This is a genomic window from Sphingomonas sp. RB1R13 (genome assembly GCF_036663775.1).
Classification (GTDB): Bacteria; Pseudomonadota; Alphaproteobacteria; order Sphingomonadales; family Sphingomonadaceae; genus Sphingomicrobium.
This window is the reverse complement of record NZ_JAXOJM010000004.1, coordinates 253417-273593: the sequence shown is the minus strand read 5'-3', so window position 1 is coordinate 273593 and position 20177 is coordinate 253417. Positions and strand designations below refer to the sequence as shown.

Genomic DNA, 20177 nt, shown 5'->3' with positions numbered 1-20177 from the left:
CATTCGCCGTCATGACCCCCGATCCCGCCCGCATCACTACCCCCGAACGCACCCCCGAGGATGCCGACGCTGCACTTCGCCCCAAATCGCTCGACGAGTTCATCGGTCAGCAGGGTGCCCGCGAGAATCTGCGCATTTTCGTCAACGCGGCCAAATCGCGCGGCGAAGCGCTCGACCATGTCCTGTTCTTTGGACCCCCGGGGCTCGGCAAGACCACCCTCGCCGCGATCCTCGCCCGCGAAATGGGGGTCGGTTTCCGCGCCACGTCGGGCCCGGTCATCGCCAAGTCGGGCGATCTTGCCGCACTGCTGACCAATCTCGAAGACGGCGACGTGCTGTTCATCGACGAGATCCACCGCCTGTCCCCCGCGGTCGAGGAAGTCCTTTATCCCGCCATGGAGGACCGCGCGCTCGATTTGATGATCGGCGAAGGTCCCTCGGCCCGCTCGGTCCGCATCGACCTGCCCCGCTTCACACTCGTCGGCGCGACCACCCGGCAGGGCTTGCTCACCACCCCACTGCGCGATCGTTTCGGCATCCCCATCCGCCTCAACTTCTACACCGTCGCCGAGCTTGAGCAGGTCGTCACCCGCGCCGCGCGGCTGCTCAACGCCCCCGTCACGGAAGACGGCGCTCACGAAGTCGCCCGTCGCAGCCGGGGCACCCCGCGGATCGCCGGCCGCCTGCTCCGCCGGGTGCGTGATTTCGCCCATGCCGCCGGTGCGACCAGCATCGACGCCCCCGCCGCCGACCGCGCCCTGACCCGGCTCGAGATCGACGGCCTCGGGCTCGACGCGATGGACCGCCGCTACCTGATCATGATCGCCGACCTCTACAATGGCGGCCCGGTCGGGATCGAGACCCTCGCGGCCGGCCTCAGCGAACCGCGCGACACGATCGAGGACGTGATCGAGCCTTATCTCATCCAGCTTGGCCTCATCGCCCGCACTGCTCGCGGTCGCTGCCTCAACGGGCGCGGCTGGACCCACCTCGGCCTCGCCCCGCCCCCCAGCGCGCAAAGCGGATTGTTCGACGCCAACCTGCCAGACGAAGGAAAGTAATGCGTATTTTGATACTTGCCGCCGTTGCGACGCTTGCGACGTCCGTCCCCGCTCAGGCCCAGACCCCCGCCTCCGTCGACTACACCAGCAACGCTAACTGGCTCTGCCTCCCCGGAGCCCGCGATATTTGCGCTGTCCCCCTCGCCACCACCGATCTTCCCGCGTCAGGCTACGCCGCGCGCTCCACCGCCTCCCCCGCCGCAGCCCCGCCGGTCGATTGCTTCTACGTCTATCCCACGGTCAGCCACGACCCCGGGCTCAACAGCGACCTCGTCGTATCCGACAGCGAAGAACGCCTCGCCGCGCAGAATCAGCTCGCCCGTTTCGCCAGCGTCTGCCGTCCGTTCGCGCCCATCTATCGCCAAATGACCGTCGGCGCGATCACCGCCGTCATGACCGGCGGCGACGTCTCTGCGGCGGCGAAAATCGCGTACGGCGACGTCTCTGCCGCGTGGCGCCAGTTCCTCAAGTCCCGCAACGCCGCCCGCCCGTTCGTCCTCATCGGCCACAGCCAGGGCTCGCTCCTCCTGCAGCAGCTCATCGCCAACGAGATCGAGGGCCGGCCCGTGGCAAAACGCATGCTTCTCGCCATCATCCCCGGCTACAACACGCTGGTCCCACAAGGAAAACTGGTTGGCGGCAGCTTCAAGTCGACCCCCCTGTGCAGCCGCCCCGCACAATCAGGCTGCGTCCTCGCCTGGTCGAGCTACCGCGAACACAATCCGCCGCCGGAAGGCGCGCTGTTCGGCTATGCCAGTGCTCCCGGAATGACCGTCGCCTGCACCAACCCCGCATCGCCCGGCGCCAGCAGCTGGACCAAATTCGACAGCTACTGGACCCGTAGCGGCTGGCCCTCGGTTCCCGGCGGCGCGATCAGCTGGTCGTCGCAAGGCCCGCCCCCAACCCCCTTCCTCCACACCAGCGACCTCGTCTCGGGCCGCTGCATCAACGACGGCCCGCGCGGCTACCTCTCGATCCGCACCAACGTCGTCCCCGGCGGCAGGCGCACCGACCGCATCGGCGGCGAAGTCGGCCTCATGGGCTTCTTCCTCCCCGGCTGGGGAATGCACCTCAACGACATCGCCGAAGTCCAGGGAGACCTGATCAAACGCATCAGAGAGGTCAGTCGCGCGGGGTTGCCGCGATGAGTCGCGGGCGGCTAAAGCCTGCGTCATGGCGTCACATCCCCTCGACCAGCCCTATCGCGGCGGCTTCATCGGGCCTGAGCACCACTTCGCGCTGACCGTCTATTTCGAGGATACCGACACCGCCGGGATCGTCTATTACGCCAATTATCTCAAATATATGGAGCGCGCCCGTTCCGACATGCTGCGCGCCGCAGGGATCGACCAGGCAGCCGCGCTTGACGCCGGGACCGGGGTCTATGCGGTCGCCGAGGCGACGATCAAATATCTCAGGCCCGCCCGGCTCGGCGATGATCTTCAGCTCGTCTCGACCCTCGCCCTCGTCCGCGCGGCCAGCGTCGACATTCATCAGACGGTCATGCGCCTGGGGCAAACCTTGGCCAAAGCCCGGATTACCGCCGCTTTCCTCACCCCCGAAGGTCGGCCGACCCGCCAGCCGCGGGAGTGGATCGACCGGTTCAACGCCATCATGACCCAAGGAAACTAATGCCACCCGTCATTGCCAGCACCGACCTCATGTCGCCCCTGTCGCTTTTCCTCCACGCCGACATCGTCGTGAAGCTGGTCATGCTCGGCCTCCTCGCCGCCAGCGTGTGGACCTGGGCGATCATCTTCACCCATTCGATCCGCCTGCGCCGACTGGGCCGCGCCGGCGCTGCCTTCGAACGGGACTTTTGGGCCAGCGACGACGTCGACGGGTTCGCCGCCAAACGCGGGTCCGACAAACTGCCCAACGCCGCCATCGTCACCGCCGGGCTGGACGAATGGCGCCGCTCGGCCCGCCTCCGCAACGCCGACCATGGCGGTACGCGCGAACGCCTGTCGGGCGCCATGAACAGCGCCATCGCGACCGAACTCGACCGCTTGTCCGACCGGCTCAACATCCTTGCCACGGTCGGGTCGGTCGCCCCGTTCGTCGGATTGTTCGGCACCGTGTGGGGGATCATGCGCAGTTTCACGGCCATTGCCGGCGCCAACAACACTTCGCTCGCGGTCGTTGCCCCCGGGATCGCCGAAGCCCTCTTCGCCACCGCCATCGGCCTGTTCGCCGCCATCCCCGCGGTCATCGCCTACAATCGCCTGACCCACGGCCTCGACCGATTGGAAGCTAGCCTTGGCCGCTTTGCCGACCGCTTCCACGCCACCCTGACCCGCGAGCTCGAGGCCGCCTGATGGCGATGGGAGTTCACAGCCGCCGCGGAAGAAGCGGGCGAAGGGCCCCGATGGCCGAGATCAACGTCACGCCGCTGGTCGACGTGATGCTCGTCCTCCTCATCATCTTCATGGTCACCGCCCCGCTGCTTGCGGCGGGCGTCCCCGTCGACCTGCCGCAGAACCGCGCCGCGCCGCTCGACCAGCAGGTCAAGCCTGTCCAGCTCTCCATCGACCGGCAAGGCGCGATCTTCATCGACGATGCCCCGGTCACTGCCGATGCCCTCCCCGCGAAACTCGCCGCCATCGCTGCCCAGCCCGCCCCGGCCGAGGGTCGCCGCATCTACCTGCGCGCCGACCGTGCCCTCGATTATGGCCGCGTGATGAAGGTCATGGGCGAACTCAACCACGCCGGGCTCAACCGCGTCGCGCTCGTCTCGGTCGGCGAAGATTCTCCTTCGGCAGCCCCCGCGCAATGACCGTCGACCGCGCCGAACTCGCCGGGACCGGCGCCGCGCTGACCTTCCATGCCGCGCTGATCGCCGCGCTGTCGTTCAGCCTGGCGCATGTTACCAATCCGCCCGAGCCCCCGCCGATGGAGGTCGAGATGGTCGACGAAGTCGGGCTTGCTCCCTCGGCCCCCGCCGCGACTCCCGCGCCGCCGCCCCAGGCCCAAGCGCCCGAGCTGGCGGAAACCCCGCCCCCGCCCCAGCCCGAGGCGGCGCCAACTCCAGTCGTCCAGCCGACCCCGCAGCCTCGGGTCGCACCCGCCAATACCCTCGCCGCGCAAGTCGCCCAGCTCCGCCCATCCCCGCCGCGCCCGCAACCCGCGAAGACAGCTACAGCCAAGCCCGCCCCCGCACGCCCCGCCCCGCCCCGCGCCTCGCGCATCGGCGCCGATTTCCTCAAGGGGATCGCCGACCCCGCTGCCCATGCCGCGACCGCCCCGGCCCGCGCTTCCGCGCCGACCGTCAGCGCCTCGGCCATGGCCGGGATCCAGCAGGCCATTGTTAGACAAGTGCAGCCTTGCGCCAATCGCCAGGTCAACCCCGGCCCGGGCGCCTCGCGCATCAAGGTAAAGCTGCATCTTCTGCTTGACCGGCAGGGCCGCCTCACTAGCCCCCCACAGGTGATCGGCACGAGTGGCGTCGACGACGACAATACGCGCTACGAGGAGCGGGTTAAAGACCTCGCTGTGACCATCATTTCAGGTTGCTCTCCCATCACTGGCCTACCCCAAGAACTATACAAAACCGCGAACGGCCAAGGTTGGGGCAACTTCATAATGAAATATAATCTGCCATGAGGAAGCTTATGACCAAGATCGCTCTCGTCCCACTCCGTCATTGCGAGCGCAGCGAAGCAACCCAGCGCGCTGGGTTGCGTCGTCGGCTGCGCCTGCTCGCGATGACGGCGTTGTTTTTTCCGGCCGTCGCGATCGCACAGGACGCCCCTCCGCTCGAGGTCAATGTCGTCGGCGGCACCAATGCCGTCACCGCCATCGCCGTCCCCGCGATGCCGACCGCCCCCGGAGTCCAGCCCGGCCTCGGTCGCCAGATTGCAGAGGTCATCGCCTCCGACCTTCGCTCGACCGGCCTGTTCACCCCGCTCGGCCCCGACGGCCTCGGCTCCTATTCGCAGGACGCCGCCTCCGCCCCCGCCTACGCCACCTGGCGCTCGGCCGGCGCGGCGCAGCTCGTGGCGGGCTATGTCGAGGCCAACGGCGCCGACCGCATCACCCTTGCCTGCTACATCCATGACGTCAGCGCCGCGCGCGAATTGACCCACCAGGGCTTCGTCGTCGCTGCTTCCGACTGGCGCCGCGCCGCGCACAAATGCGCCGACACCGTCTATTCGCGCCTCTCGGGTGAGACCGGCTTCCTCGACACCCGCATCGTCTACGTCGCCGAGACCGGGCCCAAGAACAACCGCACCAAGCGCCTCGCGATCATGGATTCTGACGGCTCCGACCACCGTTACCTGACGCTCGGCGACAGCACCGTCACCACCCCGCGCTTCTCTCCCACCGGGGACCGGCTGGTCTACATGACGACCATGGGCCGCCGCCCGCGCGTCATGCTCATGGACGTCGCTAGCGGCACGAAGCGAAGCCTGGTCCCCGGCCTCGTCCTGACCTTCGCGCCGCGCTTCTCCCCCGATGGCCGCAACGTCGTCTTCTCGATGGCGAAGAATGGCCGCACCGGCATTTATGTCGTGCCCGTCGCCGGTGGCCCGCCGCGCCGACTGACCGACAGTGTCGGCGCCGACACCTCGCCCAGCTACAGCCCCGACGGCAGCCGAATCGTGTTCGAAAGCGATCGCGGCGGCACGCAGCAACTCTATGTAATGAACGCCGATGGCACCGGCCAGAAGCGCATCAGCTTCGGCGGCGGTCGCTATGCCTCTCCGGTGTGGAGCCCGAGAGGCGACCACATAGCCTTCACCAAAATCGCCGGAAACTTCCGCATCGGCATCACGTCCCCCTCGGGCGGGGGCGAGAAGATCCTCACCGAAGCGTGGCAGGACGAGGAGCCGAGCTGGGCGCCCAATGGCCGCTTCGTCATGTTCAACCGCATCCGCCAAGGCAGCTCGGGCCAGACCAACCTCTACGCGGTCGACATCAACGGTGGCGATCCGCGCCGCCTTCCCACCCCCCAGGACGGCAGCGACCCCAGCTGGTCGCCGCTCCAGCGCTAACCCCAGGAGAATATCCCATGCGCCACACGCTCAACCTCGCCCTCATCGCCGCGCTGCTCGCGACCGGTGCTTGTGCCCGCCGCGAAAAAGCGGTCACCACCACGCCTCCGCCAGTGACGGCGACCACGCCCGTCGCCACCAACGAGGATGACGTCGGCCTCGTCGAACTACCCGGATCGCAGGCCGATCTCGTCGCCAAGGCCGGAACCGACACGATCCACTTCGGCACCGACAAGTCCGACATCGACCCCGAATCGCGCACCATCCTCACCGCTCAGGCGAAGTGGATGATGGCCAACCCCGCGGTCCGCGCCTCCCTTGAAGGTCATGCCGACGAACGCGGCACTCGCGAATATAATATGGCGCTGGGGGAGCGGCGGGCCAACGCCGCGCGCGACTATCTGGTATCGCTGGGCGTGCCCACGGCACGGCTGCTTGTCACCAGCTGGGGCAAGGAAAAGCCTGTTGCGACGGGCTCGGACGAGGCCGCCTGGGCCCAGAACCGCCGCGCGGTAACGGTCGTCGTCAAATAGGGCTCAGGCAGCCCGGCTATGCGTCGCGTTGACCCCAAGCCACGACCGCGCCTGGCGCTGGGCCTCGGCAATCTCGCGGGCACTCATTTCCTGGGCGATTTCGGCGCGGCACTGTTGCGACCGAGTGTCGCCCGACAGCGCGCCGAGGTTGAACCATTTATGCGCCTCGATCAGGTCGACATCGACCCCGCCGCGGCCGGTCGAAAAGCTTACGCCCAGTTCGAACAATGCCTCGATATCGCCCCGCTCGGCATCGGCCAAACGGCTGCGGAGGAGGAAGTCTGCGCTCTTCTGTGACATCGCGTTCATCGGTCGAACCCCTGTTCTGATGAACCCAGCTTCGGCCCCCAGTTGCGAACAAATGGTTAACGCGAAAATCACCCTGCTCGAACTAGTCCGGTCAAAGCGCGATATTGTCGATCAGCCTGGTCTTGCCCAGGCTCGCCGCCGCCGCCAGCCGCGCTTCACGGTCAAGCGTGTCGATCGGCTCCAGCGTCGCCGCGTCGACCAGCGCGACATAGTCGATCCGCTCAAACCCCGCCGCGACCAGCCGTGCACGCGCTGCCGCCAGGATCGTCGCCACCGGCTCGTGCCCCGTCCGGATCGCCGCGCGCGCTTCCTCCAGCGCCTGTGGCAAGGCCACCGCCCGGCGCCGCTCGTCGGCCGACAGATACGCATTGCGCGACGACAGCGCGAGCCCGTCGGCATCGCGCACGATTGGCACCCCGACCACCGCCACCGGCAGGCCCAGGTCGCGCACCAGTTGGCGGATCACCGCCAGCTGCTGGAAATCCTTTTCCCCGAACAGGGCAACCTCGGGCATTGTCGCGATCAGCAGCTTCAGCACCACCGTCGCGACGCCGTCGAAATGCCCCGGCCGCGCCGCTCCGTCCCACCGCTCGCTGATCCCGGCAACACTGACGTTGGTAGCAAATCCGCGCGGATAAAGCTGTGTCGCGGTCGGCATCCAGACCAGATCACATCCGCCCGCCGCCAGCATCGCCGCATCCTCCGCCTCGCGCCGCGGATAGCGATCGAGGTCCTCGCCGGCCGCGAACTGCAGCGGATTGACGAAGATCGTCGCCACCACCCGGTCCGCCCGGCGCCCGGCTTCCTCGATCAGCGCCATGTGCCCGGCATGAAGCGCGCCCATCGTCGGCACCAGCGCCACCGTCGCGCCCTGCCCGCGCAAAGCGATCCCACGCCCACGCAGCTCGGCCAGCGCCGGGCCCAATGCTTCCAACTCACGGATAGTTTGCAAGGATATACCCCCTCCGGTAGGACCTCGGCAGCGTGTAGTTTCAGGGGGCAGCCGCGGCAATGAGCCAAGTGCATTTCATCGTTTTCGCCAATGAAAAAGGCGGCACTGGCAAGTCGACGACCGCAGTCCACACCGCCATCGCGCTGGCCGCATCGGGCCACCGCGTCGGCGTGCTCGACCTCGACAGCCGCCAGCGCACGACCACCCGCTACCTCGAAAATCGCGACGCCACCATGGCCCGGCTCGCCGAACAGCTTCCCCAGGCCCGCTACGAAGTGCTCGACGACCAGACCGAAGCTGGCCTCACTGCTGCGATCGACCGCCTTTCGGCGACCAGCGACGTCATTGTCATCGACACCCCCGGCCGCGATGACCCCGTCGCCCGCGCTGCCATCCTGCGCGCCGATACGCTCGTCACCCCGATGAACGACAGCTTCGTCGACCTCGACCTGATCGGCCAGGTCCACCCCGACACGTTCAAGATCACCAAGCCCAGCTTCTATGCCGAGCTCATCTGGAACAGCCGCACCCAGCGCGCGAAAGTCACCGGCAAGTCGGTCGACTGGGTCGTCCTGCGCAACCGCCTCCAGCATATCCAGTCGCACAATCTCGCCCGCGTCGGCGCGGCGATGGACGAGCTTGCTCGCCGGGTCGGCTTCCGCGTCATCCCTGGTCTCGGCGAGCGCGTCATCTACCGCGAGCTGTTCCCCAAGGGCCTCACCCTGCTCGATCTCAAGCAGCTCGGCGAGGTCGGAATGGGGCATATTGCGGCGCGGCAGGAACTTCGTGAAATGGTCGCGGGTTTGTCGATTCCATCGATCATCGAACAGCCCGGGCAACTCGCCGCTGCGGGCTGACCATTTCAGGGGTTTTCATGTCTCACGAGTTTCACGCGTCGATCCTGCGCGAATATGACATGCGCGGCATCGTCGGCAAGACGCTCCACGCCGCGGACGCCAGCGCCCTTGGCCGCAGCTACGGCGCGCTCGCCGTCTCCGAAGGCGCGAAAACCATTGCCGTCGGCCGCGATGGCCGCACCCATTCGCTGGAGCTCGAGACCGCGCTGATCGACGGCCTGACCGCCTCGGGGCTCGACGTCGTCCGCATCGGCATGGGCCCCAGTCCGATGCTCTATTTCGCCGCCGCCACCCTTCCCGTTCAGGGCGGGATCCAGATCACCGGCAGCCATAATCCGGCCGATTACAATGGTTTCAAGATGCTGCTCAACGGCCGTTCGGTCTTTGGCGAAGAGATCCAGGCGCTCGGCCGCCGTGCCAAGGCCGCCGATTGGGTCGATGGCCACGGCCAGGTCAGCGACACCAATGTCGAAGACGCCTATGTCGATCGGCTGGTCGAAAACTTTGACGGCGGCGCCTTTCGCATCGGCTGGGACAATGGCAACGGCGCCGGCGGCCAAGTGCTTGAAAAGCTCGTCCGCAAACTCCCCGGCGAGCATCATCTGCTCTACACCGAGGTCGACGGCACCTTCCCCCACCACCACCCCGACCCGACGGTCGAGGCCAATCTTGCCGACCTCAAGCAACTCGTCGCCGACAAGAACCTCGACTTTGGCATTGCGTTCGACGGCGACGCCGATCGCATCGGCGCGGTCGATGGCCGGGGCCGGGTCATCTGGGGCGACCAACTGCTGATGATCCTGGCCGCGCCGGTGCTTGAAGCCCTTCCCGGCTCAACCATCATCGCCGACGTGAAGGCATCGCAGACCCTGTTCGACCGCATCACCGAAATGGGCGGGAAGCCCCTGATGTGGAAGACCGGGCACAGCCTGATCAAGTCGAAGATGAAGGAGACCGGCGCGCCGCTTGCGGGCGAAATGTCGGGCCATATCTTCTTCAAGCACGAGTGGTACGGCTTCGACGACGCGCTCTACGCCGCCGTCCGCCTGATCCGCGCCGCCACCTCGCTCGGCAAGTCGGTGACCCAACTGCGCTCGGAAATGCCGGTCTCGGTCGCCACCCCCGAACTGCGTTTCCAGGTCGACGAGACGCGCAAGTTCGCCGCCGTCACCGAAGTCGCCGCGCGCCTCGCCGCCGACGGCGCGACGGTGAATTCGACCGATGGCGTCCGCGTCAACACCCCCGATGGCTGGTGGCTGCTGCGCGCCTCGAACACGCAAGACGTCCTTGTCGCCCGCGCCGAAGCGAAAGACGAAGCCGGCCTCGCCCGCCTCACCGCCGCCATCGACGCCCAGCTTGCCGCATCAGGGATCGACCGGGTCGAGGCAGCGCATTAGCGCTCGCCTTAGCCCGCCAAAATCGCCGCCGCCGTCTGCTCGATCGTCCCCGCGACCAGGATTGCGTCGCTGCCGATCATGCCGATCTTGGTCTGGTCATTTTCATGCGCGCGCAGGTAGGCAATGTTCTGGGCAATCACCATATAATCGCCCCCGCGCGACTTCAACTTGACGAACTTCATGACGGTGGCTCCCTAAGCCCCCGCCATACCCCCGCCCCCTCTCCGTCCGGTTAACGCTTCGCGTGATCGCTCTCGACGACATTGTGGATATTGGTCAACTATGCGACGCTTCGCGAAGGAGGGCTGAAGATGACACTTGCCGCTGTCACCGCTTCGCTGCTGTTAGCCGCTTCACTGGCAGGTCATGCAACCGCATCCGCGAAGAACCCATTGGTCGGTACGTGGCAACTCGAGCAGTATGTGGACACTCCTGAGGGCGGCGTACCCGTATATGCTTTCGGAAGTCATCCAGTCGGGTTGTTTGTGTTCACTGCTGACAGTCACGTCTCTATCAGTTTGATGCGAAACCCACCGGCGGTTGGCACCGAAAGCAGCGACCCCGACCCGGATGCATGCATTCCTGCGTGGTATTGCTCGTACTTCGGGACCTACCGATACGATCCGGCAGGTCCAAGCTGGACGACGCATGTGACCGGTGGGAACATTCCAAACTACCTCGGGACGGACCAGCGGCGCACGTTCACGATTGAAGGCCCGATTCTTACCATATCTGAAACTTACTCGGCGGATGGGAAGACGATTCATGCAAGGCGCGTGCTACGCCGCATCCAACACTGACGTCCGCTTCCCGCCAAACTTCCCGCCTCACTCATCCTCATCCTCATACCCCACCAGATTCAGCTCCCGCGCCTTGATCTGGTGGAGCATGCACCAATGCTTCAGCGCATCCTCTCGCCCATGCGTGATCCACACCTCCTTCGGCGCGACGTCCTTCAGCGTCCGCGTCAACTCGTCCCAGTCGGCATGATCGGAAATGATCAGCGGCAGCTCGACATTTTTCTGCCGCGCGCGCTGCCGCACTCGCATCCAGCCCGATGCCATCGCCGTCACCGGGTCGGGCAGCCGCCGCGACCAGCGATCGTTGAGCGCCGACGGCGGGCAGATGATGATCCGCCCCACCAGCTCCTCCTTCTTCGCCCCCGCCACCGGCCTGAGCTCGCCCAGCGGCACCCCCAACTGCTCATACAGCGCGCACAGTCGCTCCATCGCCCCATGATAATAGATCGGCGCTTCATGCCCCCGCGCGCGCAATTCGGCGATCACCCGCTGCGCCTTCCCCAGCGCATAGACCCCGACCAGCACGCACCGCTCGGGCTCGGCGCGGAGCCGGTGGAGCAGCCGGTCGATCTCCGCCCCGGTATCGGGATGGCGAAACACCGGCAGCCCGAACGTCGCCTCGGTGATGAAGATGTCGCACGGCACCGGCACGAACGGCGCACAGGTCGGGTCGGGCCGCCGCTTGTAATCCCCCGACACCACCACCCGCTCGCCGGCATAATCGAGGATGATCTGCGCCGATCCCAGCACATGGCCCGCCGGGACAAAGCTCACCTCCACCTCACCCACCCGCACGCTCTCGCCATAGGCGACCGGATGCGCCGACTGCTGACCATAGCGAACGTCCATGATCGCCAGCGTCTCGGGCGTCGCCCACACCGCGCCATGCCCGCCGCGCGCGTGGTCGGCGTGGCCGTGCGTGACCAACGCCTTGTCCTTGGGCTGCGAGGGATCGACCCACGCATTGGCGGGTTTGACGAAGATGCCTTCCGGAAAAGGCTCGATCCAGGACCCGAGGCGCGCCATCATCCCCTATGACCGTTGAACGTCTCCCAAGTTCCGTCAAGCTGCCAGCGGTCATCACCGACTGGTTCCGCGCGAGGGACTGGGCTCCGCGCCGTCACCAGCTCGACATGGTCGACGCCGCCGCCGCCGGCAATCACGTCCTGTTGGTCGCCGCAACCGGGGCGGGCAAGACGCTGGCCGGGTTTCTGCCCACGCTGGCCGACCTCATCGATCATCCCCGCGACGGGCTTCAAACCCTCTACATTTCGCCGCTCAAAGCCTTGGGCGTCGACGTCCAGCGCAACCTGCTGGGGCCGATCGAGGAAATGGGCCTCGACATTCGCGTCGAGACCCGCAGCGGCGACACCCCGTCGGACCGCAAAGCTCGCCAGCGCGCCCGCCCGCCGCAGATCCTTCTTACCACCCCTGAATCGCTCAGCCTCCTGCTCAGCTACCCCGACAGCGACCTATTCTTCGCCACGCTCAAGACCGTCGTCATCGACGAGATTCACGCCTTTGCCCGCGAGAAGCGCGGTGATTTGCTCTCGCTCTCGCTTGCCCGGCTCCAAACCCTCGCCCCCGCGATGCGCCGCGTCGGCCTTTCCGCCACCATCGCCGATCCCGAAGCCTATCAGGGCTGGCTCGCCCCCGACGCCGACGCGTCGCTGGTTCGCCTCGTCATCGGTGATCCCGGTGCCGATCCTGATCTGTCGATCCTCATCCCCGACGGCCGCGTCCCCTGGTCGGGCCATTCGGGCCGCTATGCCGCCAAGCAGGTCATGGAGCTGATCGAGGCGCACCGGACCACGCTCGTCTTCTGCAACACCCGCAGCCTTGCCGAACTCATCTTCCAGGACCTGTGGAAGGTCAACGACCAGCAACTCCCCATCGGCATCCACCACGGCAGCCTCGGCCTCGAAGCCCGCCGCAAGGTCGAAGCGGCGATGGGCGACGGCCGCCTTCGCGCTCTCGTCGCCACCGCCAGCCTCGACCTCGGCATCGACTGGGGCGATGTCGACCTTGTCGTCCAGATGGGCGCCCCCAAGGGCTCGTCGCGCCTGCTGCAACGCATCGGCCGCGCCAACCACCGCCTCGACGAGCCGTCGAAGGGTATGATCGTACCGGGCAATCGCTTCGAATATCTTGAGGCCCGTGCTGCCCTCGACGCCATCGACGATCGGGAGCTCGACCCCGATATCTTCCGCCCCGGCACGCTCGACGTCCTCGCCCAGCACATCCTCGCCATCGCCTGCGCCGGGCCGTTCGACGAGGCCATGCTGCTCGCCGAAATAAACAGTGCCGCCCCCTATGCCGGCCTCACTCCGCAGACCTTCGCCACCGTCCTCGCCTACATCGCGACCGGAGGCTACGCGCTCAAAGCCTATGATAAATATCGCCGCCTGACCGCCGACGGTCCCGGCCGCTGGCGGATCACAACCCCCGCCGTCGCGGTCCAGCATCGCCTCAACGCCGGGATCATCGTCGACAATCCGATGATGGATGTCCGCTTCAAGAACGGCCGGATGCTGGGCAAGGTCGAGGAAGGCTTCGCCTCGACCCTCACCGTCGGCGACCATATTTTCTTCGCCGGCCTGTCGCTCGAAGTCGACCGGCTGAAAGACAGCGACATCATCGTCCACGCTTCGTCGAAGGCCGCCCGCCTCGTTACCTACGGCGGCCAGCGCATGTCGATGTCGACCCATCTCGCCGACCGCGTCCGCCGCTTCCTGGCCAGTCCCGACGACTGGCAGCGTTTCCCCGACGACGTCCGCGAATGGCTCGAGGTCCAGGCGCGGCGCTCGATCCTTCCCCAACCCGACCAGCTGCTCGTCGAAACCTTTCCCCACGAAGGCCGTCATTTCTTCGTAATGTACAGTTTCGAAGGCTGGAACGCGCACCAGTCGCTCGGCATGCTGATCACCCGCCGCATGGAATCCGCCGGGCTCAAGCCGCTCGGCTTCGTCGCCAACGACTATGCCCTCGCCTGCTACAGCCTCGAAGAAGTGATCGATCCCGTGCCCTTGCTCTCGCCCGACATCCTCGAACATGAATTCGTCGAATGGGTCGAACAGTCCAACCTCCTCAAACGCGCCTTTCGCGAAGTCGCGGTCATCGGCGGACTCGTCGAGCGCCAGCATCCCGGGAAACGAAAGACCGGGCGCCAGGTCAGCTTTTCGACCGACCTCATCTACGACGTCCTTCGCAAATATGACCCCGGCCATATGCTGCTCACCGCCGCATGGGACGACGCCCGCGCGCGAATGACCGAACTTGGCCGCCTCGCCCGCCTCGTCGAGCGCGCCGCCGACCAGATGATCCACGTCCGTGCAACCCGCGTGACGCCGATGGCGGTCCCGCTGATGGTCGTCATCGGCCGCGAGGCACTCCCCGCCAGATCGACCGCCGACGACAGCCTGCTGATCGAGGCCGAGGCACTCGCCGCCGAAGCGATGCGGGTGGACTGATCTGCGGTCGACTTGGGGTGCCCAAGCGGGCATGACACGCAAATGCGCGCGTATCCGCCAGTCTTGCTCGTCGCCCCGCTCCTCGCCGGCTGCGTCGCCGCCTCGGTTGCGCGGACCGCGGTCGACGTCGTCTCGGTCCCAGTGAAAGTCGTTGGCAAGGGCATCGACGCCGCCCTCCCCGGCCAGAAGCACGCCGACGAAAGGCGCGGCCGCATTCTGCGCCAGGAAGACGAACGCCGTGCCCGCGAGGAACGGCTCATGGCCAACCGCTGCGCCGCGAACCGCCCTCTCCCCGGCGACCTGTGCCCCGGGCAGGCGATTCCTCGCTGATGCGCTATTTCCTCGACACCGAATATAATGGCTTCGGCGGCGCGCTCCTGTCCCTCGCGCTGGTCGCCGAATTTGGCGATGAGGAGCTCTACTTCACCGTCCCCGCCCCGACCGAAATTCACCCGTGGGTCGAACGTCACGTCATGCCCTATATGAACCACGTCCCCGACATGCACCGCGCCCCTCCGCTCGACCGCGACACCGCCGCCCATGCCTTGGCAACCTTCCTCGCCAACGATCGCGATATCGAGATTATCGCCGACTGGCCCGAGGATATCGCGCAAATCTGCATGTTGCTGCTCACCGGCCCGGGCGAAATCGTCCGCACCCCACCCTTGCGCTTTCGCTTCTATGCTCTGCCCGGCTTCAGCACCGCGGGCGCCAGCAAGGTCCCCCACAACGCCCTCCACGACGCCCGCTCGCTGCGCGACCATATCCTGGGGCTGGAGGACTGAGGTCGATGCAAGAAGCCGTCATTGCGAGGAGCCGCAGGCGACGAAGCAACCTACCAGTCCCCGCGTTCCGACTGGCTTGCTTCGCTCCGCTCGCAATGACGAAATATTTCGAAACCACCTTCCCCAAGCGACTCCAGTGCGCCTAACAGGGCCCATGGTTCCCGCTTCGTTCGCCGGTCATGATTTCCTCGCCAGTGGCGATGGCGCGTTGTCCTGGCCGGCCCAGAACGCGCTGCTCGTCGCTGATCTGCATCTTGAAAAGGCCAGCTGGTTCGCTCGTCTCGGGCAATTCCTGCCGCCCTATGATTCGCTCGCCACGCTGACCATGCTGGCGCGCGACATCGACCACAGCGGGGCGACCACCCTCTATTGCCTCGGCGACAGCTTCCACGACCGCTTCGGGTGCGACCGCCTGCCGGACGATGCCCGTGCCTTGCTCACCGAACTCACCTCGAAGATCGACTGGGTCTGGATCACCGGCAATCACGACGCCGGTTTCGTCGATCATTGCGGCGGGCGGATCGAGGAGGAACTCACCGTCGACGGCATCGCACTCCGCCATGAAGCCGTGGTCGGCGACCCCACCCCCGAGATCTCGGGTCATTTCCACCCCAAGCTGCGCCTCCACATGAAGGGCCGCAACGTCTCGCGCCGCTGCTATGTCGCCAGCGAGACCAAGCTCATCCTCCCCGCCTACGGCGCGCTGACCGGCGGCCTCGACGCCCACCATCCCGAGATTTTGAAAAAAGTCGGCGCGGGCGCCTCGGCCCTGGTCCCCGCAGCCGGTCGCCTCCTGAGATTCCCCATCGCGGCCTGATCGTCATTGCGAGGAGCCACAGGCGACGAAGCAACCTATCAGGCGCCACGGTCATCTGGGTTGCTTCGCTTCGCTCGCAATGACGACCAACTAAACCAATCTCGCCGCCATCAACCCGCGCAAGATATTCCCGATATAAAACCCCCCCGCCAGATCCTCGGGCGTGAGCTCCGCCTCGACCGCGAGCCCCTCGTCGATCAGCTTCGCCCGCAAGATCCCCGGGATCAGCCCGCGCGCCGCCGGCGGGGTCAGAAATTGCCCTTCGCGCTCGACGAAAATGTTGGTGAAACTCCCCTCGGTCAGCCGCCCGTCGGGATCGACGAAGATCGTCTCGAACGAATCATTGGCGCGCCGCGGCTCGTCATAGAATCGCCGGTCGCTGGTCTTGTAGCGCCGCCGCACATCCTCCGCCGCCACCGGCATCGGCGCGATCGACACCGTCACCGCCTCCATGCTCGCCCGCTCCAGCCGCTTGACCTGGATCGCCATCGCCCCGCTCGGTGACAGCAGCAATCGCACCATCGCGGCATCCTTGCGCCCGAAGGTCGCCGCCTGAAGCTCGTTACGCGCACCGTGCCGGTCGAAGCGAAAGCCGAACCGCTCGGCGCCCCCGGCCATCCGATTGAGGTGTCGGTCGAGTTCGGTGATGCCCTGCTCGGGGTCAAAGCGCATCGTCTCGATCAGGTCGAAGGTCGGCCGGGCAGCGGTCACATATTTCCCTTTAAGCAGGCACTCGGCCCATTCCTGTTCCATCACGCTATCGACGACAAGCCCCGATCCCAACCCTGTGCGCGCCAATCCCGGCGTCGCGTCGTCCAGCATCAGCGTGCGGATCATCACGTTGAACGCCGCATCCCCGGGCGACCCGTCGGCGCGGTGCGGCTCGATCCAGCCCATCGACCCGGTATAGGCCCCGCGCGGCTCGGGCTCGAGCGCCCGCAGCGCTAGTATCGCCGCCACTTTGGGCGCCCCCGTCACCGATCCGCACGGAAAAATCGCCTCAATCACGTCAACCGCATCGAAACCTGCTCGCAACGTCGATGTGACGACCGAAATCATCTGGTGCACCGTCGGATAGGTCTCGATCGCAAACAGGCTCGGCACCGCCACCGTCCCGGTCTCCGACACCCGCGCCAAGTCGTTGCGGATCAGGTCGACGATCATCAGATTCTCGGCACGCTGCTTGGGATCACTCGCCAATTGCTCGGCCAGCGCCCGATCGCGTGCGGGATCGTCCGACCGCGCCGCCGTCCCCTTCATCGGCCGCGCCTCCAGCCGCCCGTTCTGCAACTTGAAAAACTGCTCGGGCGACAGCGATACCAGCGATCCCGTCGGATGGCGCACCACCCCGCCCCACCCCGCCCGCGACCCGGCCCTCAGCCGCGCAAACAAGGCCAGTGGCGATCCCCCCACCGCTAGGTCGCACGGGAAGGTCAAATTCGCCTGGTAATAATCCCCGGCGTATAAACTCTCGCGAACCTGCGCCGCCGCGCCAAGATAATCCGCTTGGCTGATCCGCGGCCGCAATTCGCCTGCAAAAGCCCCTGCTGGATCGGCCAATGCTCCGCTTTCAACCTCTTGATAACCCTCGAATAATCCAAACCAGACCAGCGGCCCGCCACCGTGTCCGACCGTCTCTCCAAGGGCAGCATGAAACGCCGCCCCCGCCTCATAGGCAAGATAACCCGCGGCATGCCGTCCCGACCCCAGCGCCTCCCGCAATCGCACCATCGCAGGACGCACCTCGTCGACCGTCCAGGCGACAATCTCCCCCACCGGCGATCGATACAGTCGCGCCGGACCCGCCCCTTCGCGGGCATCATCGAACAGGACGTATTTTTCCCCCATCGCCGCCAATTGCCCCGAGCCATGCCCCTGCGTAAACCCTTGCCTGTAATATAGGAGCGAAGCCCCCGTGAAACTGACCCTGTTCGCCGCCGCCCTGCTCGCCGCCACTTCTGCCCCCGCGCTCGCCGCGCCTGCCCCAATCGACCCCGCTACCCGCGCCCGCATCGACCGCATCCTCGCCGCCACCCCGCTGATCGACGGCCACAATGACATCGCGGAACAGCTTGCCGAATACCATGACTACACCGTCGCCGGCCTCGCCAGCGGCACTGGGGCCTGGCCCGATCATCACCTGATGACCGACATGGCCCGCCTCCACGCCGGCCGCGTCGGTGGCCAGTTCTGGTCGGTCTATATCGATGGCAAATATACCGGCGACGAAGCCATTCGCCGCACCCTTGAGCAGATCGACATCGTCGACCGGATGATCGCCGCCTATCCACGCGACCTCGAACGCGCATTGACCGCCGACGACATCGTCCGCATCCACCGTTCGGGTCGAGTCGCCTCGCTGATCGGGATTGAGGGCGGGCGCCAGATCGGCGGCAGCATGGCTGCACTCCGCCAATTCTACCGGCTCGGCGCGCGCTACATGACGCTGACCCACAACCAGACCACCGAATGGGGCGACAGCGCGACCGACGATCCCAAGTGGCATGGCCTGTCCCCGTTCGGCCTCAAAGTCGTCGGCGAGATGAACCGCCTCGGCATGCTCGTCGACCTCAGCCACGTCTCGCCCGAGGTCATGCGCCAGGCGATCGCCGCCAGCCGCGCGCCGGTCATCTTCTCTCACTCGTCGGCCCGCGCCGTGAACGACCACCCCCGCAACGTCCCCGACGACGTGCTGCGTCTGCTCCCCCGCAACGGCGGGGTTGTCATGGTCAACTGGGTCCCCGCTTTCCTGTCCCCTGCCCGTCTGCAATGGGAGGGCGCGAAAGCCGCGGAGGAAGCCCGCCTCAAGACCTTCAATCGCGCCAGCACCGACGCGGTCAAGGCTGGGTCAAATGCGTGGGTCGCCGCCAACCCCGCCCCCGCGGTGACCGTCAAGGACGTCGCCGACCATATCGATCATGTCGTCGCCATCGCCGGTCACGCCCATGTCGGCATCGGCGCCGACCTCGACGGGATCGACAACACTCCCGACGGGCTCGACGGGACCGACGCCTACCCCCTGCTGTTTGCCGAACTCATCCGCCGCGGCTGGTCCGACCCCGAGCTCGCCGCACTTGCCGGGGGCAATGCCCTGCGCACGCTGCGGGGTGCAGAAGCCACATCGCTCGCCATGCGCGGCGTCGCCCCGGCAATGGACAGGTTGCCCACCGCTCCCTAGTTCGGCGTCATGACCGAACCGCCCCTCCGCGCCGCTATCCTGCCCGTCACCCCGCTGCAGCAGAATTGCAGCCTGATCTGGTGCACCAAGACCATGCGCGGGGCGTTCGTCGATCCCGGCGGCGACCTGCCCAAGCTGCGCGAGGCGGTGCAGCGCGCCGGCGTGACGATCGAGAAGATCATCGTCACTCACGGCCATATCGACCATTGCGGGTCGGCCGGCATCTTCGCTCAGGAACTGGGCGTGCCGATCGAGGGCCCGCACGAGGACGACCGCTTCTGGATCGCCCGACTGGAGGATGACGGACGCAACTATGGCGTCACCGGCAAGCCGTTCGAGCCCGACCGCTGGCTGGTCGACGGCGACACGGTGACGCTCGGGGATCTCACCCTCGACGTCCGCCACTGCCCCGGCCACACCCCCGGCCACATCGTCCTCCACCACCCCGAATCGAGGCTGGCAATCGTCGGTGACGTGATTTTCGCCGGATCGATCGGCCGCACCGACTTCCCGCGCGGCAATCATCAGCAGTTGCTCGACGCCATTGTCCAGCGCCTGTGGCCGATGGGCGACGACACCAGCTTCATTCCCGGCCACGGCCCCATGTCGACCTTTGGACAGGAGCGGCTGACCAATCCGTTTGTGGGGGACGCCGTGTTGGCTGGGTAAGCACGCACCGTTCTTCGCAACGAAGACTCCCCCGCTTGCTTCCTCGCTCCTTTTCGCTATAGGCCACCCTCGTTCGCGACCATCCGGCCGCCGCCTCGGGCTCTGGCCCGAAAGGCTTGGCGAGGATGGTCCTTTTTGTTTGATTTAAGCCAAGGTGCCGCATGGCCGTTCCCAAAAGAAAAACGTCGCCCTCGAAGCGCAACATGCGTCGCAGCCATCACGCGCTGGCGGTGCCGAGCTTCCAGGAATGCTCGAACTGTGGCGAATTGAAGCGCCCGCACAATTTGTGCGCCGCCTGTGGCCACTATAACGGCCGCGAAATCCTCTCGACCGAGGCCTGATCTCGCGATGGCCG

23 protein-coding genes are annotated in these 20177 nt (G+C 66.5%); 18 read left to right on the top strand and 5 right to left on the bottom strand.

All coding sequences use genetic code 11. The features are described from left to right. Window positions 1-11: 11 nt before the first annotated feature. The 8 genes from ruvB (at window position 12) to pal (ending at window position 6588) form a co-directional block, all read left to right on the top strand. A complete protein-coding gene (ruvB, locus tag U1700_RS13825; RefSeq protein ID WP_332753262.1) occupies window positions 12-1061 on the top strand; it encodes a Holliday junction branch migration DNA helicase RuvB in 1050 nt (349 codons plus the stop codon). Then, on the top strand, window positions 1061-2209 hold the full coding sequence (locus tag U1700_RS13820) for a DUF3089 domain-containing protein (RefSeq protein WP_332753261.1): 1149 nt from the start codon (window positions 1061-1063) through the stop codon (window positions 2207-2209). Before ruvB ends, U1700_RS13820 begins: the two co-directional genes overlap by 1 nt. 25 nt (window positions 2210-2234) lie before the next feature. Beyond that, the gene (locus U1700_RS13815) at window positions 2235-2693 is read left to right on the top strand and encodes a YbgC/FadM family acyl-CoA thioesterase (RefSeq protein WP_332753260.1); all 459 of its coding nucleotides are present in this window, start codon (window positions 2235-2237) and stop codon (window positions 2691-2693) included. Continuing rightward, on the top strand, window positions 2693-3379 hold the full coding sequence (gene tolQ, locus U1700_RS13810) for a protein TolQ (protein ID WP_332753259.1): 687 nt from the start codon (window positions 2693-2695) through the stop codon (window positions 3377-3379). Before U1700_RS13815 ends, tolQ begins: the two co-directional genes overlap by 1 nt. Further along, complete coding sequence (gene tolR / locus U1700_RS13805; RefSeq protein WP_332753258.1) at window positions 3379-3837, top strand: protein TolR; 459 nt, start codon at window positions 3379-3381, stop codon at window positions 3835-3837. Before tolQ ends, tolR begins: the two co-directional genes overlap by 1 nt. After that, entirely contained in the window at window positions 3834-4664 is an 831-nt protein-coding gene (locus U1700_RS13800) for a hypothetical protein (RefSeq protein ID WP_332753257.1), read from the top strand. Before tolR ends, U1700_RS13800 begins: the two co-directional genes overlap by 4 nt. A 74-nt stretch (window positions 4665-4738) precedes the next feature. Continuing rightward, complete coding sequence (gene tolB, locus U1700_RS13795; protein ID WP_443025954.1) at window positions 4739-6055, top strand: Tol-Pal system beta propeller repeat protein TolB; 1317 nt, start codon at window positions 4739-4741, stop codon at window positions 6053-6055. A 17-nt stretch (window positions 6056-6072) separates the two neighbouring features. After that, window positions 6073-6588, top strand: a complete 516-nt coding sequence (gene pal / locus U1700_RS13790; RefSeq protein WP_332753255.1) for a peptidoglycan-associated lipoprotein Pal — start codon at window positions 6073-6075, stop codon at window positions 6586-6588. Between the two features lie 3 nt (window positions 6589-6591). On the opposite strand, the gene U1700_RS13785 is transcribed toward pal, so the two are convergent. Together U1700_RS13785 and panC are read right to left on the bottom strand one after the other, a co-directional pair. Further along, window positions 6592-6897, bottom strand: a complete 306-nt coding sequence (locus tag U1700_RS13785; RefSeq protein ID WP_332753254.1) for a hypothetical protein — start codon at window positions 6895-6897, stop codon at window positions 6592-6594. A gap of 91 nt (window positions 6898-6988) precedes the next feature. After that, window positions 6989-7849, bottom strand: coding sequence for a pantoate--beta-alanine ligase (gene panC, locus U1700_RS13780; RefSeq protein WP_332753253.1), 861 nt, complete (start codon window positions 7847-7849; stop codon window positions 6989-6991). 59 nt (window positions 7850-7908) lie between these two features. Between panC and U1700_RS13775 the strand changes: the two genes are divergently transcribed. Together U1700_RS13775 and pgmG are read left to right on the top strand one after the other, a co-directional pair. Then, window positions 7909-8706 (top strand): division plane positioning ATPase MipZ, encoded by a 798-nt coding sequence (locus tag U1700_RS13775; protein WP_332753252.1) that lies wholly within the window; start codon window positions 7909-7911, stop codon window positions 8704-8706. Window positions 8707-8723: 17 nt separating this feature from the next. Beyond that, window positions 8724-10103, top strand: a complete 1380-nt coding sequence (pgmG, locus tag U1700_RS13770; protein ID WP_332753251.1) for a phosphoglucomutase/phosphomannomutase PgmG — start codon at window positions 8724-8726, stop codon at window positions 10101-10103. Between the two features lie 8 nt (window positions 10104-10111). On the opposite strand, the gene U1700_RS13765 is transcribed toward pgmG, so the two are convergent. Next, window positions 10112-10285, bottom strand: coding sequence for a hypothetical protein (locus U1700_RS13765; protein ID WP_332753250.1), 174 nt, complete (start codon window positions 10283-10285; stop codon window positions 10112-10114). A 129-nt stretch (window positions 10286-10414) separates the two neighbouring features. On the opposite strand from U1700_RS13765, the gene U1700_RS13760 reads away from it, so the two are divergent. Next, window positions 10415-10903 carry a lipocalin-like domain-containing protein gene (locus tag U1700_RS13760; protein WP_332753249.1) on the top strand — a complete coding sequence of 163 codons (489 nt, stop codon included), beginning with the start codon at window positions 10415-10417 and terminating at the stop codon, window positions 10901-10903. Between the two features lie 27 nt (window positions 10904-10930). Here the strand turns inward: U1700_RS13760 and U1700_RS13755 are convergent, their stop codons facing one another. Next, entirely contained in the window at window positions 10931-11929 is a 999-nt protein-coding gene (locus U1700_RS13755) for a ligase-associated DNA damage response exonuclease (RefSeq protein ID WP_332753345.1), read from the bottom strand. Between the two features lie 8 nt (window positions 11930-11937). Here U1700_RS13755 and U1700_RS13750 point away from each other — a divergent pair, with 8 nt between their 5' ends. From U1700_RS13750 to pdeM, 4 genes are all read left to right on the top strand, one after another. Continuing rightward, window positions 11938-14373, top strand: coding sequence for a ligase-associated DNA damage response DEXH box helicase (locus U1700_RS13750; protein WP_332753248.1), 2436 nt, complete (start codon window positions 11938-11940; stop codon window positions 14371-14373). A 42-nt stretch (window positions 14374-14415) separates the two neighbouring features. Next, the gene (locus U1700_RS13745; protein WP_332753247.1) at window positions 14416-14703 is read left to right on the top strand and encodes a hypothetical protein; all 288 of its coding nucleotides are present in this window, start codon (window positions 14416-14418) and stop codon (window positions 14701-14703) included. Continuing rightward, the gene (locus U1700_RS13740; protein ID WP_332753246.1) at window positions 14703-15158 is read left to right on the top strand and encodes a hypothetical protein; all 456 of its coding nucleotides are present in this window, start codon (window positions 14703-14705) and stop codon (window positions 15156-15158) included. Before U1700_RS13745 ends, U1700_RS13740 begins: the two co-directional genes overlap by 1 nt. Before the next feature lie 154 nt (window positions 15159-15312). After that, a complete protein-coding gene (gene pdeM, locus U1700_RS13735) occupies window positions 15313-15975 on the top strand; it encodes a ligase-associated DNA damage response endonuclease PdeM (protein ID WP_332753245.1) in 663 nt (220 codons plus the stop codon). 90 nt (window positions 15976-16065) lie between these two features. Here pdeM and U1700_RS13730 read toward each other — a convergent pair whose 3' ends face one another. Further along, window positions 16066-17823 carry a chorismate-binding protein gene (locus tag U1700_RS13730; protein WP_332753244.1) on the bottom strand — a complete coding sequence of 586 codons (1758 nt, stop codon included), beginning with the start codon at window positions 17821-17823 and terminating at the stop codon, window positions 16066-16068. A gap of 67 nt (window positions 17824-17890) precedes the next feature. Between U1700_RS13730 and U1700_RS13725 the strand changes: the two genes are divergently transcribed. The 3 genes from U1700_RS13725 (at window position 17891) to rpmF (ending at window position 20163) form a co-directional block, all read left to right on the top strand. Then, a complete protein-coding gene (locus U1700_RS13725) occupies window positions 17891-19153 on the top strand; it encodes a dipeptidase (protein WP_332753243.1) in 1263 nt (420 codons plus the stop codon). Between the two features lie 9 nt (window positions 19154-19162). Next, window positions 19163-19822, top strand: coding sequence for an MBL fold metallo-hydrolase (locus tag U1700_RS13720; protein ID WP_332753242.1), 660 nt, complete (start codon window positions 19163-19165; stop codon window positions 19820-19822). 161 nt (window positions 19823-19983) lie between these two features. Next, window positions 19984-20163 (top strand): 50S ribosomal protein L32, encoded by a 180-nt coding sequence (gene rpmF / locus U1700_RS13715; RefSeq protein WP_332753241.1) that lies wholly within the window; start codon window positions 19984-19986, stop codon window positions 20161-20163. Window positions 20164-20177 lie beyond the last annotated feature (14 nt).